Here is a 17,128-nt window from a genome sequence, read left to right on the forward strand (position 1 = left end):
CGATTACAGAAGATCTTCGATCCTAAACGGCATCTCGCGAAGCCGCTTGCCCGTCGCATGATGAATGGCATTGGCAATGGCGCCGGCACAGCCCGTCATGGCAACTTCGCCAAGCCCCTTTGCGCCAAGGGCATTGATCAGAGGATCTGGTCGATCGATAAAGCCGACGTCTATCGACCCAATGTCGGCATTCACAGGCACGACATAGTCGGCAAGATCGTTGTTCAGCCACCCGCCATAGCGCGGATCGACTTCGGTCGCTTCGCGGAGCGCCGCGCCAATGCCCCAGATCACGCCGCCCCGAACCTGACTCTCGGCCGTTCGCGGCGAGATCACCCGCCCGCAATCGGCAATGCTGACGACGCGTGGCACGCGGACGCGGCGCGTACCCGGTTCGACATGAACTTCAACGAAGTGGGCAATGTAGCTGTAGGTCGTGAAGGTCGAGTAGTCCGGCCCAACCAACGCCATGCCGCCCTTGCGCAGTGTCGCCAGATCCTTCGGACCCTGGTCGACCGCAACATGCTCGACCTCAACCTGAAGCGAGGGACGCCGCACGGTCGCAAGCTGTCGGTGAAGATTGCCCGCCACCTGACGCCCGGCTAACAGCTCCGCCATGGCAGCGTTCAACTTGGCAGCCGTCTCTGCCGCTGCCGGCACGACACTCGCGGTACCCCAGGATCCCGCCGTCGTATGCTGTGGCGCTACGCTGGTGTCGCCGATCGCGATCTCCAGTTTCAAAGGATCGATCGCCAGTTCGCGTACGAGAACCTGTTCGATGGTCGAGCGGATGCCCTGGCCCATCTCATGCCCCGCAGCCGCAAACCGGGTCGTGCCGTCTGCGTTCACGCGTAGCGTCACGATGTTGGGATGGGCGGAGCCCGGATAGGCGCCCGATGCCACGCCCCAGCCGACCTGCGTGCCGTCGGGCAGCGTCATCGATCCCGGCTGGAGACTACGCCGTTCCCACCCAAAACGACGAGCGCCCTCCGTCAGGCATTCCGACAGATAGCAGGACGAGAGTTTCTGGCCGTGGATCGGATCGGTCGTGGCGCGGTGGCGCAGTCGGAAGGCGACCGGATCGATTCCGAGCTTGAGGGCAAGTTCGTCCACCGCGCTTTCGAAGGCAAAGCACGACGGGTGCGGCGTCGGCGATCGCATGTAGCCTGGCGCCTGCGTATCGATCCGCAGATTGGCGGCAGTCCCGTGGTAATTCTCGATGCCGTACAGCATGGGGACGGACTCGTGGTAGTCGGGCGGGAACTGGCCTTCGCGCGATTGCTGCTGGTCGGCATCGTAGCGCACCGCGATCATCTTGCCGCTGGCATCCGCACCGATCTCGATCCGGTGACGGTTCTTTGGCCGGAAGGTCGCGTTATGGAAAATCTGCCCGCGCGGCAGGACAAGTTTGACCGGTCGGCCGAGCAGCATCGCGGCGCGGGCGACAAGGGCGGTCTGGCGCTGTGCCCCGCCACGCTGGCCGAAGCCCCCGCCGATTTGTGGGCTCTTTACCGTCACCTGCTCGGGCGTAAGGCGCATGTTGCGCATTACGGCACCCTTAGTGTTGCTGCTGCTCTGTGTGCTTTCGTAGATGGTGAGTTGCCCATTCTCCCATACGGCGGTCGTCGACAGCATCTCGATCGGGTTATGGTGCTGTGGCGGTGAGACATAGTCCGCCTTGTGCCGGGTTACCGCGCGCGCCATCGCCTGCGTCGCATCGCCCGCTGTCACCGGTTTGACGGCTTCGCGCACCATCCCCGGCTGCTCGATGAGCGAGGTGAACGCGGGCGCTGTTGTGTAGGTCGGACGAATGGCCTCGGCGCCCTCGATCGCGGCCTCGAGCGTCTCGGCAACGACAAGTGCGACCGGCTGGCCACGATAGGCAATGTCGGCCGTGAGCGTCGCAGGCGGGGGCGGTGCGCCAGGGGTCGCAGGAGGGGGCGGCAGAAAGTCGGTCGCGGTCAGCACGCGAACAACGCCCGGCACCTGCATCGCTGCATCGACCGACAGCGATGCAATCCGCCCCTTCGCAATGGTTGCCGGGACCTGCATGGCGTACAGCAGCCCAGCGACCTGATGGTCGGCTCCATAGCGCGCAGCGCCCATCACCTTCTCACGGGCATCGGCACGGGGACGGTTGGGGAAGGGGGCGGTCATGACCGGTTCCTCGCTGCGGCGATAGTCAGGGCATCGGCAACGGTCCGCGCGCCGAGTTCGATCTTGAAGCCGTTCTGCTTGCCAGCTTTGGCATCGGCAAACGCGGCGTGGCCTGCAGCCAGTGCAGTCGCCGGGGTCAGGGGCTTGCCAGCCAGCAGCGCCTCTGCCGCGGTCGCCCGCCATGGTTTGGTCGCCACGCCGCCAAGTGCGATCCGGGCGCGCGTCACGGTGTCACCATCCATGTCCAACGCGACCGCTGCCGAGGCGAGCGCGAAGGCGTAGCTCTCCCGGTCACGGATCTTGTGATACGTCGAATGCCGGCCTGCCTTCGTCTTTGGCACGACGATCGCCGTGATCATCTCGCCTGGCTGCAGCGTGAACTCCAGGTTCGGCGTGCTGCCCGGTAGACGATAGAGTTCGGCAATCGGGATCGCGCGGCTACCGCTGGCGCCCAGCACTTCGACATAGGCGTCGAGCGCGACGAGCGCGACGGGCCAGTCGCCAGGGGAGACGGCGGTGCACGACGGACTCTGGCCCAGCACGGCCTGGCCGCGGTCGAGTCCACCGATTGCCGCGCAACCCGAGCCCGGCTCCCGCTTGTTGCAGGGGTAGGTGTTGCCGACCGACGTTCCGCCCGCACCGTTTCGGAAATAGAGACAGCGGGTCCGCTGGAGCAGGTTACCGCCGACCGTCGCCATGTTGCGCAACTGCTGCGAGGCAGCCTTCCACAACGCCTCGGCAAGGACGGGATAGTCGCGCAGCACGACCTTGTCGGTCGCGACCGTGCTCATCGGTGCGAGCGCCTCGAAGCGTAGCCGCTCACCGTCCGTTTCGATTCCATCGAGCCCTCGGATCGTGGTGACGTCAATCAGGTGCTGAGGCTTCTCGATGTCGAGCTTCATCAGGTCATAGAGCGAGGTGCCGCCTGCGATGTAGTGGGCACCGGCTCCCGCGGCTGTGAAGGCCTGGACTGCCGCTACGGCGCTTTCGGGTCGTGCATAGGTGAAGGGGCGCATCAGGCTTTCTCCCTTCCCGCAACCTGCTCGATCGCCGCGACGATGCCGACATAGGCGCCGCAGCGGCAGATGTTGCCGCTCATATATTCGCGAATGCGGTCCTTTGACGTGGCGTTGCCTTCGCGCACGCACGCCACTGCCGCCATGATCTGTCCCGGTGTGCAATAGCCGCATTGCAGCGCGTCGTGGTCGATGAAGGCCTGCTGCATCGGGTGCAGCGTCTCGCCATCGGCAAGCCCTTCGATCGTTGTCACGGCACGTCCGTCGACCTTGGCTGCTAGCGTGAGGCAGGATGCTACGCGCCGACCGTCGACGTGAACGGTACATGCGCCGCACTGGCCATGGTCGCAGCCCTTCTTGGCGCCAGTCAGATGCAGTTGCTCACGCAGGAGATCGAGCAGCGATGTCCGCACATCGATCTCTACCGGTACCGCCTTGCCGTTGACCGTCGTCCGGATCGCCAATCGGACGCCCACAGGCTTGGCGAGCTGTGCTGCGACCGCCGGATCGCTCTCAGCAATAAGGCTAGACGCTGTAAGCGCGGCGGTACCACCCAGTGCGGTGCGCCGCGTCAGCGGCACGCCCAGGAAGTGATCCATATCAGCCATCAACATCTCTCCGGACGGGCGCCTGCCTCGCCAGGCATTCGTAGCCGAAACAGATGCTTAGCTAAAGCGTTCAGATGGGTCAGGCAGTCGTTGCTGCCATCGACGCTTGCGGCAGCTAAAGGGGCCAGCTCCGGAAGCTTCGCTTACATTCTCGGAGGAGTCTGACCTCGTCGATAGGCGACGCAGTTGTGAGAAGGGTACAACCCTGCGGGGTGCCTAAACTATTTCAGTTGGCTGTCCTTGCTCCCACGTCGGTTCATGCCGGTCGCCACGGGGCGGTCCCGGCCGCTCTGACAGGCTACGCAGGTGTGTACGCCCGGTAGCGCGCGTCGGCGCCCTTCGGGAATGTCGTCCCCGCACAAGGTGCAGGTAAGTCGGCTTTCACCCACCGGCATCTGGGCGCGGGCCGTCAGAACGGCATCGGTAATGGTATCATCAATCTGGTCCTGCACCGCGCCGTCGCGGCTCCATCCACCGGCCACTTATCTTCTCCTGCTGTTGTCCCTCACCATGTAGGAACGGTTCGTACCCACGCCATGAATTCGCATGCCAGCCGAGGCACAAACTGCCCTCGGATTAGGAAGTTATGCGTCCAGCGACGATCCCAGAACGTTTCAAGTGAATGAGCAAAACCCAACCTCCGCTTCGACCCGAGTTTCGAAAACGTGCCGGATGACGAGGTGGAGACGCAGCGCGGCCTTACCGAGGCGATGCTGGCGATCCAGCGCAAGACGCAGGCAGATACAGGTTATGCTCACCGGGCCGTACACGCCAAAGCTCACGGCTATCTTAAAGCCAAGTTCGAGGTGCTCCCCGATCTTCCGACATCTCTTGCGCAGGGACTGTTCGAGAGCCCCGCTACATACGATACCATTCTGCGTTTCAGCACGACACCAGGCGACGTGCTCGACGACAATGTTTCGACCCCGCGCGGGGTGGCGCTGAAGGTGTTAGGGGTAAGCGGAGCACGTTTGCCCGGAAGCGAAAGCGATACGACGCAGAACTACGTTCTTGGTAATTCGCCATCGTTTCAAGTGGCAACTGCTGCCGGCTTTCTAAAGCAATTGAAGATATTGGCCGCCACGACGGGGCATGCCGAGCCAGTCAAAGAAGCGCTCTCTGTTCTCTCTCGTACGACAAATGCTGGCCTGGAGAAGGTTGGGCTGAAGTCGGCAACATTGACCACGCTTGCCGGCCAAGCAATCACCGAATTACTCGGCGACAGCTTCTATTCGCAGGCAGCGATCCTCCACGGTGACTATTTTGCCAAGGTGGTTCTGGCACCCGTAGCGACCGAGCTGGTCGCGTTATCTGGCAAGATGTGTCCGGCCATCCCGACGCGATCCGCGAGTCAGTCCAGCGTTACTTTGCCGCGCTTCCAGCAGTATGGGAGTTAAGGGTTCAGTTGGCGACGGACATCGAGGCAATGCCTGTCGAAGACTCCGCTACCGAGTGGCCCGAGGACGAAAGTCCTTACGTCGCGGTAGCCCGCGTTAATGCCAACCCGCAGCAGTCATGGTCAGAAGAGCTGTGGGCCGAGGTCGAAAGCGGGTTAGCGTTCAGCCCCTGGATCGGTTTGGCCGCGCATCGGCCGCTGGGATCGATCATGCGTGCTCGGAGACCAGCCTACGCTGCAGCGCGAGAATATCGTGGGCAAACGAATGGCATCAAGATCGAAGAACCTTCTATTTTATAGGTGTTTTGCCCAGCTAGCTGGCAGGCTGGAGTGATGGTCACTCTGGTCATGCTTCGGTGAACGATTTGGCTTCTCAAGCGGTTGGAAGGTCAAGGAGATTTATCAATGCGCGACGCTGACGGGACTTACGCAATCACGGGCGGTTGCCGCTGCGGGGGCATCCGATACCGCATCACGAAGGCGCCGCTATTCGTGATGGCTTGCCACTGCACGGACTGCCAGGAGCAGACGTCGGGTGCCTTCTCGCTGGGCATGCCTGTAGACAAGGCCGGCTTTTCCCACACGGGTGAACCAGTCGTCATCACCAAGACGGCCGAAAGCGGAAATGAGAGCCGCGCATATCGGTGTCCTACGTGCGCGGTTTGGACGCACACCACGACGGACGGAACTCCGGACACAGTCGTAGTGCGTCCCTCAACCCTTGACGACGCAGAGTGGGTCAAACCCGTCGCTCAGATCTTCGTCCGAAGTGCGATGCCTTGGGCTAAGCTCAACGTACCGCACAGCTACGAGAAGGAATTCGATGATCCGACTGAGATCGTAGAGACTTTCCGTTCGTCGGGCATACTCGACAAGGTGGCATGATCTGCCGCACGAGATAAACTTCCGTACCGCCAAAGGCTAAACTCATCGCGACACAGGACCATCACGTCCCCGCCGAAGTGAGCATTGGCGCTGCGAGCGTAGCTGAAGCGCTTAGTCGGTCGTCCTGCGATCGCTTTGTTCGGAGCACGCGGCGTCAACGTGCTCCAGTCAAGGACCGGCCCTTTCGTCGTGCAGGGGGTAGTCGTTAGAAGTCGACGAGCAGGTCATTGGTGGCTTCGAACTGCCACCAATGTCAGCGTGCTCTCGAACTTTCTACTTTGGCAATGCATACGCGATGACGTGATCGCCGAGCTTCGTGCCAAGCGAACCATGGCCGCCGGCCACAACGACAACAAACTGTCGACCGCTCGCGGTAGAGCGATACGACATCGGCGTTGCCTGTCCGCCTGCTGGTAAACGAGCGCGCCACAAGACCTTACCCGTCCGGGTGTCGTAAGCTCGGACATAGTTGTCGATTGCCGCAGCCATGAACGCGACACCACTTGCAGTCGTGATTGGCCCGCCGAGCGATGGCACGCCCATCTTGAACGGCAGCGGCAGGATCGTCTCGTCGCGGATCGTACCGTTCTTATGCTCCCAGACCTTCTTGCCGGTGGTCAGATCGATGCCGGCGACATAGCCCCAGGGCGGCGCCTGACAGGGCAGACCGGCAAAGGACAGGAACGGGTTCATGTCGACCGCGAACGGTGCGCCTGTGTTGGGATTGTAGCCCTGCTCTTGCGATCCGCGCCGATCCGATCCGCCGGACGGCCCGCGTTCGTTGGGGCCACCACTATCGTCGCGACGTGGCACCAGTCGGTCGACGAACGCCACGTAGTTGGGATGCGCGAAGATAACTTGCCGCACCGGGTCGATCGAGATGCCGCCCCAGTCCATGACACCGAAGTTTCCTGGGAAGACCAAAGAACCTTTCAGCGAAGGTGGCGTGAACGGCCCGCGATAATCGAGCGACTTGAAACGGATCCGACACCAGAGCTGGTCCAGCATCGTCGTGCCCCACATGTCCGTCTCACGCGCCGGCGCTGGCATCAGCGACACCGAAGAGAAGGGTTGGGTCGGCGACGTGTGGTCGCCGGGTGCGGCACCGGCTGGCACTGCGCGTTCGGGCGCTGGAAAGATCGGCTTACCAGTGCGGCGATCAAGCACGAACAGATTGCCGGTCTTGGTCGACTGGACCAGCGCCGGCACTCTGCCGCGTCCAGGCAGTGTCAGGTCAACCAGCGCTGGCTGCGCTGGCACGTCCATGTCCCACAGATCGTGATGGACGGTCTGATAGATCCAGCGCGGTCGGCCAGTCGCGATGTCGAGCGCGAGGACCGAGGTTGCAAATCGCTCGGTGGTAGCAGGACGGTTGCCGCCCCACTGATCGACCGCCCCCATGCCCATCGGCAGATAGACAAGCCCGAGCGCTTCATCGGCTGCCGGCGTGCTCCAGCTGTTGGGTGACGATGGCGTGTACTGTTTGCCGGTACCCAATGGTGCGGTGTCGTTGGGGTTGCCCGGATCGAAGTTCCAGACGAGCCGGCCGGTTGCCGCATCGTAGCCTCGGATGACGCCGGACGGTACCTTGGTGGCGATATTGTCGAACACTGCGCCGCCAGTGATGATGAGCCCCTTTGCAACCAGTGGCGCTGACGTGACCTGATACCAGCCCTGATTGTAGTGCGGCTGACCTGGCAGCAGGCTGACGGTACCGTTCTGACCAAAGCTGCGACACAATGCACCCGTTCGCGGATCGAGCGCGATGAGCCGGCTGTCATTCGTGGCTAGGATGATGCGCTGTGGGCAGTCGCCGACGCTTTTAGCGCTAGGTACGCTCGCCTTCGCACTATCCCAGTAGGAGACACCGCGGCAGGTTAGGTGCTGCATGTTCTTCTGCGATGTCGCGATCTTCGGATCGAAGCGCCAGCGTTCCTTGCCGGTCTCGGCATCGACCGCGATGACCCAGTTGTGCGGGGTACACAGATACACCGTATCCCCAACCTTGATCGGCGTCATCTCGTACGTCGTCTCACCGGGATCGGTGTCGCGTTTCATGTCACCGGTGCGCAGTTGCCAAGCGACTTTCAAATTGCTGACATTGGCTGGCGTGATCTGCGTAAGCGGCGAGAACTTATCGCCGTACCAGCTGCGCGCATAGGCCTGCCAATCGTCATCGGGCACACCGTGCAGGTTCGCGGCAAGCGCGTGGCGTGGCCCCGGCAGGCTGCCGTCGAGATTGTGCACATCGCGCGTCAGTGAGACAGCGCCGAACACTATGGCTATGCCCAGTGCGAGGGTCAGCGGACCGGCACCGCGCGTCCATGATACGCCTGGTGTCAGGCGCTTAACCGTCCAAGGCAGGGCCAGCAACGCACCGAAGATGAAGATCAGGTCGCCGCGTGGCACAAGCGGCCACCAATCGGCGCCGATCTCCGCCCATGCCCAGATCACCGTGCCGAGCACCAGCGCGGCAAACACGTGCAAAGCGAGTACACGTCTGCGCCAGAGCAACACCGCCGTCGCCAGCATGGCAAGCCCAGCGAAGACGTAGAACAGGCTGCCCCCCAACGTTGCGAGCCACCCACCGCCAACAAGGTTGAGAAGCCCCACGACGCCAATGATGACGGCCAGTATATGGGGCCATCGGGCAGGGTGGCGAACGTGGGTCATTAGCGGCTCCGCGCATCATGCCTGCCCCATGACAACGGTATTTAGGGAGGAGGTGCAAAAGGCACCGTAAACCGGTCGCGCCAGACAAATCGAGACGTCCGGATGAAACTTTTGTCACATTGGCTGTGATACCCGTAGGGATTACGGCCCGCCCTTGGCGAAATCCCCGAGCGAGCCGACCGAAACACATTTGGGGGTTGTCCCGGCTCATCATATACAACCGGAAAGTTGAATAGTTTCGCAGTCGCTTCTGATGTGTTGCGGACGCTAGGCATTGGGTGGGGCGAGACGAGACCGTATTCTCGGCGCTGGCTATCTTTCCTCGAAAAGCACTCAGATCGTTGAGATAATGGGAAACTAGCCCCGCTTGAAAGGTTTTAGAGCGAGCATAGGAGATCGACATGGCGACCGAACAGCCGAGCGTTGCACCTAACGACGTGAAGCCTGAGCCGCACGACGCGGATAGCGCTGCGACCGTTTTAGACGATGCGCACATGACCAAAACGCCGGGCGGCGGGGGGCTAGGCGGTGCCGATGCCGCGGATGGCTTGAGCGGATCGGGAAAGCTTAGCGGTGGTGCAACGCCGAACAGCCCTATCGACGTCCCGGTTCCGCACGGCGGTAGTGGAAACCCAACCCGCGAGGCGCAGGTGAGATCGTTGAACGATGGCCCCAAGGAACCGCATACCAATCCGAACTGATCATAGCTGCAGCGATCTCGAGGAACATCGTGCTGTCTCGGGTGGACACCTCGGCGCCTCCGGGACGTTGAATGTCTGTGCATGATGATAGGACAGTTCGTCTAACGCGCCTGCGTTGTCTTCCCGTAGGTGTAAACGCAGCCGCCTTGAGGATCATCCGATGAGAGCTGATCGTAACCTGGCCGGGCGGCGTGTCGTGATAACCGGTGCATCAAGCGGTATCGGCGCGGCAACGGCGGTGGCTTTCGCCAAAGCGGGAGCGCGGCTTGTCCTGGGGTCTCGTGGCAAGGACGGGCTGGACGACGTCGCGCAGCGCTGCGTCGAAGCTGGCGGCAGCGCGATCGTCCGTCCAGTCGACTGCACCGATGCAGGCGCAGTGGCCGTGTTCGCTGCCGAGGCGCGCGATCTGCTCGGTGGCATTGATCTGTGGTTCAGCTGCGAAGGCGTTGGTGTGCTTGGCCGGTACGAAGACGTCCCGATTGCGGATCATGCCCGCGTCGTCGATGTGAACCTCGTCGCCCACATGAACGACGTCCATGCAGTACTGCCGATCTTCCTAGCGCAGGATCACGGCACTTGGGTAAACATGATTTCGGCGGGAGGTTTTGTCGCCACGCCTTATGCTGCGGCCTATTCGGCGAGTAAGTTCGGGTTGCGCGGGTTCAGTTCGGCGTTGCGCGGTGAGGTATCGAAGCGCCCGCATATTCACATATGCGACGTCTGCCCGACCTTCGTCGATACGCCCGGCGTGGACCATGCCGGCAACTATACTGGCGCACGGCTTTCGTTACCCCCGGGTTCGCTCGCACCGGAGACGGTTGCTAAGGCTGTCGTGCGGCTAGCCACGCACCCCCGTAACCTCACTGCGGTAGGCGCGCCGGCAATCGCATTCAAACTCAGCGAGTTCGCGGCGCCGAACCTGCTGGCGGCGATCATGAGTGGCTTCCTCGACACCTGGTCGGCCCGCGCGCCCAACGGCGACGACAGCGATGGGGTGTTGTTCGAACCTGGCGTCTCCGCCGGTCCGGATGGTGGCCGGCGCGATCCACACCGGGGGCGCAAGCTGGCAGCCGCGGCTGGCGGTATGGCGGTTCTTGGCCTTGCGGGGGCCGGTGTCTGGCTCGGCCGTCGCCGGTGATCGAGGACAATCGCTATCTCGCGGTGCGCCCCTGGATACGGTTCCCAACGGACGCTGTGGTCGCGGATACTGGCGGCTTGGCATCGGAGGGGCTTATCGCATGACCGAAGCGATCGAATTGGGACTGCCGGCGCGGGCCTTCGACCGTCAGGATGATGGCGACGACCTTGGCTTCTACGCACCCCCGCGTTTAGTCACGCACATCGACGAGGCAGCTGTCTGCGCACTGACCAGCCTGTACCGCGATGCGATCCCCGCTGGCGGGCGGGTGCTCGACCTCATGTCGAGCTGGGTCAGCCACCTGCCGGACGACGTCACCTATGCCGAGGTCGTCGGCCACGGCATGAACGCAGAGGAACTCGCGGCCAACCCGCGCCTCGATCGCTGGTTCGTCCAGAACCTGAACGATGTGCCTGACCTGTCCGAAGAGGACGCGCGCTACGATGCCGTACTGATCTGTGTCGGGGTTCAATATCTGCAAAACCCCCTGGCGGTACTGCGCGAGGTTCGTCGTGTGCTGAAGCCGGGAGGCCGCGTCATCATAAGCTTCTCGAACCGGTGCTTTCCGACCAAGGCCGTGGCGGTCTGGCGCGCTCTCGATACGCAGGGCCACGCCTCGCTTGTCCGCCTCTATTTGGAGACGGCAGGGTTCCGCGATGCCACGGCTTCCCTACTAGCAGACGGTCGCCTGGGCGATCCATTGGTCGCGATAACCGGTCGCAGTTGAGGCTGTAGGGATCACACCAGCAATGGGGGCGCTGACTTCCCGGTTTAGTACCGTTGCGCCTGTTACAGGTATGTATCAGGCGCAACGGCAAGCCCGCGGTCAGGCTTCGACGCTGGCGGTCAAGGGTGGTGTCTGCTGATGTTGGACGACCAGCCAATCGTCGTGTCCCCGCATCCGCAAGGTCGAGGTGCAATGCGCCTCGTACTTCTCGTCGCCGCTCGCACATCGCGCGGTGTACGCAACGACGATGAGGCCCTCTTGAGGGCGTGACACTCGTCGATCCGATAGCTCGACCGTATCCCAATCGGGCGTAGCCTTGACCGCATCCTTCGCTTCCTGCCCCTGGAAGACATAAGGCGGACGGGGCAAGACCATGACGATCTCCTCGTCGATCCGGTCCTGGTAATGCTCGTCGCTGGCATCCCATAGGCTCCCTTCGAATTCCCACACGCGCTGGTCGTCCATGCCGTCTCTCCTTCATGGCTCAAGCGCGAGAGGATGGGGGAGGGTTCCGGTGTCTCGGCACCATCGCGTCAATATCTACCGACGGATAAGACGTTTTGGCGCCCGTACGCCCGTACGCCCGTACGCCCGAACTTCCCGACTAACATTGCGCAAACAGCGGATGCCTACCCATCCATGGTCCAAGCGCGATCGAAGGGGACCGGACCTATAGGTCGCAGCATCTGTTGGTACCCGTCACAACAAGGAAGCTGCCATGAATCTCAATGACCTCCTCCCAGATGGTGGCATCGATGCACTCGCCGCCCAACTAGGCATACCGCGTGAGCAAGCTCAACGCGGCGCAGAGGCGCTGCTGCCGTCGGTTCTGGGCGGCATGGGGAATAACACGACGCAGTTAGACGCCCATGTAAACACCCTCGGCGGCCCAGACCTTGCTTCGAACGTGTTAGGCAACGAGCCGACGCAGATCGATCGCGGTAATCAGATCCTCGGCGGTATCTTCGGGTCGAAGGATGGCAGTCGGGAGGTCGCCGACAACGCGGCGCAAAGCAGCGGCCTGACGCCCGAGCTTCTGAAGCAGATGCTGCCGATCCTGGTCATGCTGGTGGCCGGCCATCTGACCGGGCGCTCGGGCGGGCAGCAAGGTGGCCTTGGCGGGATCCTTGGATCTGTACTCGGCAGCCTGGGTGGCGCTGGAGTCGCAGGCGCTGCGCCCGGGGGCGGTCTTGGCGGCGGACTGGGGGGCATTCTTGGTTCGGTCTTTGGTGAGCGGCAATAGAGCCGTCCGGACATAAAACCGTCGTGTTCGATCAAACCGGTGGACTTGAGGTCCACGAACACCTCGTCGCCACGTGGCTACGGCACGGCGATACCATCGACGGCATGACTGGGGAGCACATGAGATGCGGAGACGGGGAAACAAGCGAGCCGGTCCAGTGGCAATTGTCATCTTCGTGATGATCGTAGCACTCGTCGTGACGATCTGCTGGCTCGCCGCGCGTGGCTTTCAGAAAGAGCCGAATGGACCGCCGCGCGGTAGTCAGACGCTGCCAGCTCAGGCTGCGCAGGGCACCGTAGCTGCGACGCCTCCGAACGCTACCCCTGCTCGATAGTCATGACGACAGTTTCGCTGGCGGCCTGAGGCCGGATGGGACCGCGTAGGGTGCGGTCCCATCCGGATCGGCTGGTTTAGTTGCGCAGGCTGTCTGGAACGATACCGCCGTTATCGGCAAGCTTCTGCATCACAGCCTTGTGAAGGGCGATGTTCTGCTCGGCCGAGCCGTCGGCTGCAGCATGGACATTCAGCTCGGCAGCAAGTTCCTTGCGAGCTGTCAGGCTGGAGTCCAAGTCCAACAGCTTCAGAAGATCGACGATCGAGCTCTGGTAGTTGCCCCCGCCATCTTTCATCGATGCCATCTCGCTGAGGACCGCACCGACGTCGACGGACTGCTGCGGCGCTGCGGGGGAGGGCTGAGCGGTAACGGTCGGCGCGGCTTGCGGTGCAGCCTGCGGCGCCGCGGCTGGAGCTTGAGCCGGTGCAGCGGCTGGTGCGGCTTTGTGGTGAAAAACCTTGTTCATGATCGTGCTGAAGATGCTCATAGCCGTGTCCCGATAAGGCCGGCAGCTGTGCCGGCAGACGGCTAGAACGAACTCGCTTCAGGATCGGTCCGGGGTTCGTTGCTCGTGCGGAACGGTCCTCAGGAGGCACGCGTTGAGCAGGCAGCAGTAGTATGCGAGCAGATGGAGAGTATGATGAACTTCAAGACCCTAGCATTGGTGTCAGTAGCGGCCCTGTCATTAGCCGCATGCGGCAAAAAGGCCGACGATACGACCGCCGTCGATAACAGCACCTACGCCAACACGACCGCCACGGACGTGAATGCAGCCGGTTCCAATGATGCGATGGCAGCACCCGCCTCAGGTGGGCAGGCCTTCGTCAACATGGCGGCTGCAAGCGATGCGTTCGAGATCGAGACCTCGAAGCTTGCTGTGACCAACGGCGCATCTGCGGCGGTGAAAAAGTTCGCTGGCCAGATGATCACCGCCCATGAGGGTTCGACTGCGAAGTTAAAAGCACTGACGGCAACGCTGTCGCCAGCTTTGACGCCCAACCCGGCGCTGAGTGCTGAGCAGCAGCAGAAGCTTGCTGATCTGAAGACCAAGCAGGGCGCTGATTTCGACACCGCGTACGCCGCTGCCCAGGTCGCCGGGCATCAGCAGACGCTCGATACGCTCAAGGGATATGCCGCAACCGGCGACGTGCCGCAGTTGAAGACGTTCGCGTCGGGATTGGCACCGACGGTTGCGGCGCATCTCAACATGGCAAAAGCGCTTAAGTCCTGAGGTCGGGTCTCAAACGATCAAGTATGAGTCGAGAGGTGCACCGAGTGTACTTCTCGGCTTTCTAGGAACATCACATTGCAGATCGGCGTGGGAGGCTCGGTTTGAAGATATCGGCCAGATCGAGCCGAGCGTTGTCGGCAAGCCCCGCTATGGACGTCTCGACCGTGGCATGGCGTTCAACCGCGTGATTACCACGAGTAGGACCCGCTTCATTTTGTCCTTAGTCTACATCCTCCTATCATCGTCGCTGCAATGCGGGCCCCCAAGGAGATAGGACCGACTTGGCTCCTAAGCGGTTGCCGCATCGTCCGATTGAAGGAACGAGACGAACAGATCGGTCGACGATCTTAAATGCCGCGCGCTGGCTGCCAGATCGCTGGCGCTGCCCCGTACCGACGCCGACAAGAGCGCGGCAGACCCCGCCGCTTCCGCCACGCCGTCAATCCGGGTGCCGATCTCGTCCGCCGCGCCGACCGCGCGCGCTGCACCCGCATCTACCTCCTGTGCCGTGAAGCGCTGCTCGCCGACTGCGGTCGCGATCCCCGATGCCGCAACCGAAACCTGACCGATCGCAGTATTGACGCTACGCAGTTTCTCGCCCGTGTCCGCGACGCCCTCGCGGATGCCGGCAAGCAGTGTGCTGATCCGGTCGCTCGCCCGCTTGGTATCCCCAGACAGGACCTTCACTTCGCCAGCGACCACTGCGAACCCGCGCCCTGCATCGCCCGCCCGCGCTGCCTCGATTGTAGCGTTCAGGGCGAGCAGATTGGTCTTGTTCGCCAGGTCACGGATGTCGTCTAGAAAGACTTCGATCTGGACGGCATGATCCTCAAGCATCGCCACCGTCTGCACGCTGCGTTGCGCTTCCAGGCTTGCCACCACGGTCAACTCCGATTGCCGGTCGGCCGCGATCGCGATCGTCCGGATCGATTCGGACAGGTCGCGGATCGACGACGCGACATGCGCTATGTCGCGTGCTGCTCGGCCTGCGCCCGATGCCGCCTCAACCGCATCCTGGGTCGCGCCACCGGTGACATCTTCGAGCCGCACTGCTGCATGCTCCAGTCGTTCGGTCGCCTGGCCGATGCTTTTCACCACGGACGTCACCGAATGATCGAACTCGTTCGCCAGGACCACCAGCTCGCCGCGCCGCTCGCTCGCGATCCGCGCCGCCTGCTCCTCGCGCTGTTGGCGTTCGCGCGCCGCCACTGCCTCCGCTGCACGCGCCTGAAGCATTGCCTCCTCGGTTCGCCGCTGGCCGTCCTCTGCCATCTCGGTCAACTCGCGAGACCGCCGCAATGCTGCACTCTGCGACTGGAACAGCCGCTCGAGCTGGATCGTCAGCACGGTCAATGCGCCGAATTGCAAGCCGACCGCCACGACATGAAAGATCACCCGACCGAGATTGCCCGTGCCGGTAAAGACGAATTCCGGGGCCCACCATTCGAGGGCAAGATGATGGATTGCGGTCAGCACCGTCGCTAGCGCAATCGGCCGCCAATCCGCCAACATTACCAGCGCCGCCATCCCGACGAAGAAGTACATGTGTGCATCCATCTGCCACGGATGCCCCTTGAACAGGAAGACAAGCATCGCCGGTATCACCGCCGCAAGCGATCCCATCAGCGTCCGAGCCTCTATATCGTAGCGACCGCGGAGCGCCATCACGGTCGGTCCCGCCGTGATGATGGTGCCGATTACCAGCAGCGGAACGCCTGCGCCCGCATCCAGTACGGCGTTACCTATCAGCAGCCCCCCCAACGAGGACCAGCCGATCAACGCCCACGCTTGGACAGCGCGACGCCGCAGCCGGTCAAGCGGGTTGAGTCCGGCATCATCCCCGATTTTTCCGGTAGCTCCAAGCTTTACTCCGAAACCCAACCGAGAAAACGCTGGCTCCAGCAGCGAGATGGTTCGGTTCATGCTCGCTTTCCAGCACCGCCATCAACGCCGCACCCCGCGGGCGGAGCGGCCATGATGACGACATTCCACGCGACCCGGGGGGCGATGCGGGCACGATCGCCAACGACGACCAGCGATCCCGGAAATGGCCCGGTCCCAAGCAATGCCGCACCGCCCGCCAGCGCACCCTGCATTGCTGCTCCGCCATCTTGACCGAGTGGCACCACCAGCATCGAACCCGATGCTGGTGGCCACATCGTCAACACCGCGAGCCCAAACGTCGCAGCAGCGATCTGAGCAGGGATCAACATCCAGCTTGGCAGGAATTTCATACGCTTACCTACGCACTGCCTGGTTAATGCAAAGTAAGTTCGCCACCCATGATCGCCCCCGATCTGGCTTCGACAAGATCCAAAGTGGTGGCCCAAGCAGGGGGTATCGCAGAGGATCGCCCTGTTGGATCCGAGACTAACAGCGGACGGGTTGGTTTGCCGTCGGACAGTTTCAGCTAACAATGATACCGCGTGGATTTGAGCCTTGGCGGGGTTTTAGATTTCCCGGTGTCGGTTAAGGGTTTCGTATGAACCTTTCACAGACCGAGGCATACCGTAGCGCTGCAGCCCACGAACGTTCGGAAGCGGAGCGGTCCGTACTTCCCCTTGTTCGAGAACGTCATTTGCGATCGGCAGAAGCTTGGGATGCGATGGCCAGTCAGGGTGAAATGACTGAGCGTCTGGCGCAGGCGAATGCCGAGAACCGGATCAAACAACCCTATCAGCGACGGTCGTCAGCTGAGAGTACATAGGCCAGGCTTGACGGATCTTCACCGGCGCGGTTCTCTGCATGCGCGCCGCTGCGTTATCAGCTAAGCAACAGTGGACGCCGGACTACGTACTTTGATCCCCACGACGACCGACCGGACGTGAAGGCACGGGACCTGGTCGTCTATCCAAAGTGTCTAGAAGTCTTTCACCCCCTAAGTGAGAGCTGACTGCCGTTTCGGGGCATTCTGGCCCTCGGTGTGAGCTGCCCCCTTCTGAGCGGTCCATCGACTATGAGAGTCTGGATCAAGGAAGGGACGACGAATGCCTGCGAAAAAGCACAAGCCGGAAGAGAT

Annotated in this window: 17 protein-coding genes; 8 read left to right on the forward strand and 9 right to left on the reverse strand. The window is 62.3% G+C overall.

Annotated elements, in window-relative coordinates:
• Positions 1-3: 3 nt before the first annotated feature.
• The 4 genes from C8J42_RS18075 to C8J42_RS18090 all read right to left on the reverse strand — a co-directional run bounded on the left by C8J42_RS18075 (position 4) and on the right by C8J42_RS18090 (position 4,263).
• Positions 4-2,157 carry a xanthine dehydrogenase family protein molybdopterin-binding subunit gene (locus tag C8J42_RS18075; protein ID WP_133021219.1) on the reverse strand — a complete coding sequence of 718 codons (2,154 nt, stop codon included), beginning with the start codon at positions 2,155-2,157 and terminating at the stop codon, positions 4-6.
• Positions 2,154-3,173: a xanthine dehydrogenase family protein subunit M gene (locus tag C8J42_RS18080; protein ID WP_133021220.1), complete on the reverse strand. Its 1,020-nt coding sequence runs from the start codon at positions 3,171-3,173 to the stop codon at positions 2,154-2,156. Before C8J42_RS18080 ends, C8J42_RS18075 begins: the two co-directional genes overlap by 4 nt.
• Entirely contained in the window at positions 3,173-3,787 is a 615-nt protein-coding gene (locus C8J42_RS18085) for a (2Fe-2S)-binding protein (RefSeq protein ID WP_207897168.1), read from the reverse strand. The genes C8J42_RS18080 and C8J42_RS18085 overlap by 1 nt, the downstream gene beginning before the upstream one ends.
• A 215-nt stretch (positions 3,788-4,002) precedes the next feature.
• Positions 4,003-4,263: a DksA/TraR family C4-type zinc finger protein gene (locus C8J42_RS18090; protein ID WP_133021222.1), complete on the reverse strand. Its 261-nt coding sequence runs from the start codon at positions 4,261-4,263 to the stop codon at positions 4,003-4,005.
• 198 nt (positions 4,264-4,461) lie between these two features.
• Between C8J42_RS18090 and C8J42_RS18095 the strand changes: the two genes are divergently transcribed.
• The 3 genes from C8J42_RS18095 to C8J42_RS18100 all read left to right on the forward strand — a co-directional run bounded on the left by C8J42_RS18095 (position 4,462) and on the right by C8J42_RS18100 (position 6,062).
• Complete coding sequence (locus C8J42_RS18095) at positions 4,462-5,178, forward strand: hypothetical protein (protein WP_207897169.1); 717 nt, start codon at positions 4,462-4,464, stop codon at positions 5,176-5,178.
• Positions 5,179-5,186: 8 nt separating this feature from the next.
• Positions 5,187-5,477: a hypothetical protein gene (locus tag C8J42_RS20375; protein WP_207897170.1), complete on the forward strand. Its 291-nt coding sequence runs from the start codon at positions 5,187-5,189 to the stop codon at positions 5,475-5,477.
• A 195-nt stretch (positions 5,478-5,672) separates the two neighbouring features.
• Complete coding sequence (locus C8J42_RS18100; protein ID WP_279388767.1) at positions 5,673-6,062, forward strand: GFA family protein; 390 nt, start codon at positions 5,673-5,675, stop codon at positions 6,060-6,062.
• A gap of 273 nt (positions 6,063-6,335) precedes the next feature.
• Here the strand turns inward: C8J42_RS18100 and C8J42_RS18105 are convergent, their stop codons facing one another.
• A complete protein-coding gene (locus C8J42_RS18105) occupies positions 6,336-8,735 on the reverse strand; it encodes a glucose/quinate/shikimate family membrane-bound PQQ-dependent dehydrogenase (RefSeq protein ID WP_133021224.1) in 2,400 nt (799 codons plus the stop codon).
• A 401-nt stretch (positions 8,736-9,136) separates the two neighbouring features.
• Between C8J42_RS18105 and C8J42_RS18110 the strand changes: the two genes are divergently transcribed.
• The 3 genes from C8J42_RS18110 (at position 9,137) to C8J42_RS18120 (ending at position 11,301) form a co-directional block, all read left to right on the forward strand.
• A complete protein-coding gene (locus C8J42_RS18110) occupies positions 9,137-9,436 on the forward strand; it encodes a hypothetical protein (protein WP_133021225.1) in 300 nt (99 codons plus the stop codon).
• 160 nt (positions 9,437-9,596) lie between these two features.
• A complete protein-coding gene (locus tag C8J42_RS18115) occupies positions 9,597-10,574 on the forward strand; it encodes an SDR family oxidoreductase (protein ID WP_133021226.1) in 978 nt (325 codons plus the stop codon).
• A 100-nt stretch (positions 10,575-10,674) separates the two neighbouring features.
• A complete protein-coding gene (locus C8J42_RS18120) occupies positions 10,675-11,301 on the forward strand; it encodes a class I SAM-dependent methyltransferase (protein WP_133021227.1) in 627 nt (208 codons plus the stop codon).
• Positions 11,302-11,400: 99 nt separating this feature from the next.
• Here the strand turns inward: C8J42_RS18120 and C8J42_RS18125 are convergent, their stop codons facing one another.
• Positions 11,401-11,766, reverse strand: coding sequence for a DUF4440 domain-containing protein (locus tag C8J42_RS18125; protein ID WP_133021228.1), 366 nt, complete (start codon positions 11,764-11,766; stop codon positions 11,401-11,403).
• Positions 11,767-12,019: 253 nt separating this feature from the next.
• On the opposite strand from C8J42_RS18125, the gene C8J42_RS18130 reads away from it, so the two are divergent.
• Positions 12,020-12,544, forward strand: coding sequence for a DUF937 domain-containing protein (locus C8J42_RS18130; protein ID WP_133021229.1), 525 nt, complete (start codon positions 12,020-12,022; stop codon positions 12,542-12,544).
• A 410-nt stretch (positions 12,545-12,954) separates the two neighbouring features.
• Here C8J42_RS18130 and C8J42_RS18135 read toward each other — a convergent pair whose 3' ends face one another.
• On the reverse strand, positions 12,955-13,365 hold the full coding sequence (locus C8J42_RS18135; protein ID WP_133021230.1) for a DUF3597 domain-containing protein: 411 nt from the start codon (positions 13,363-13,365) through the stop codon (positions 12,955-12,957).
• 153 nt (positions 13,366-13,518) lie between these two features.
• On the opposite strand from C8J42_RS18135, the gene C8J42_RS18140 reads away from it, so the two are divergent.
• Positions 13,519-14,109, forward strand: coding sequence for a DUF4142 domain-containing protein (locus tag C8J42_RS18140; protein ID WP_133021231.1), 591 nt, complete (start codon positions 13,519-13,521; stop codon positions 14,107-14,109).
• A gap of 288 nt (positions 14,110-14,397) precedes the next feature.
• Here the strand turns inward: C8J42_RS18140 and C8J42_RS18145 are convergent, their stop codons facing one another.
• On the reverse strand, positions 14,398-15,888 hold the full coding sequence (locus C8J42_RS18145; RefSeq protein WP_243644591.1) for a methyl-accepting chemotaxis protein: 1,491 nt from the start codon (positions 15,886-15,888) through the stop codon (positions 14,398-14,400).
• A gap of 140 nt (positions 15,889-16,028) precedes the next feature.
• Positions 16,029-16,343 carry a hypothetical protein gene (locus tag C8J42_RS18150; RefSeq protein ID WP_243644592.1) on the reverse strand — a complete coding sequence of 105 codons (315 nt, stop codon included), beginning with the start codon at positions 16,341-16,343 and terminating at the stop codon, positions 16,029-16,031.
• Positions 16,344-17,128: the final 785 nt, after the last annotated feature.

The sequence above is a fragment of the Sphingomonas sp. PP-CE-1A-559 genome (assembly GCF_004340965.1).
In the GTDB taxonomy this organism is placed as follows: Bacteria; Pseudomonadota; Alphaproteobacteria; order Sphingomonadales; family Sphingomonadaceae; genus Sphingomonas.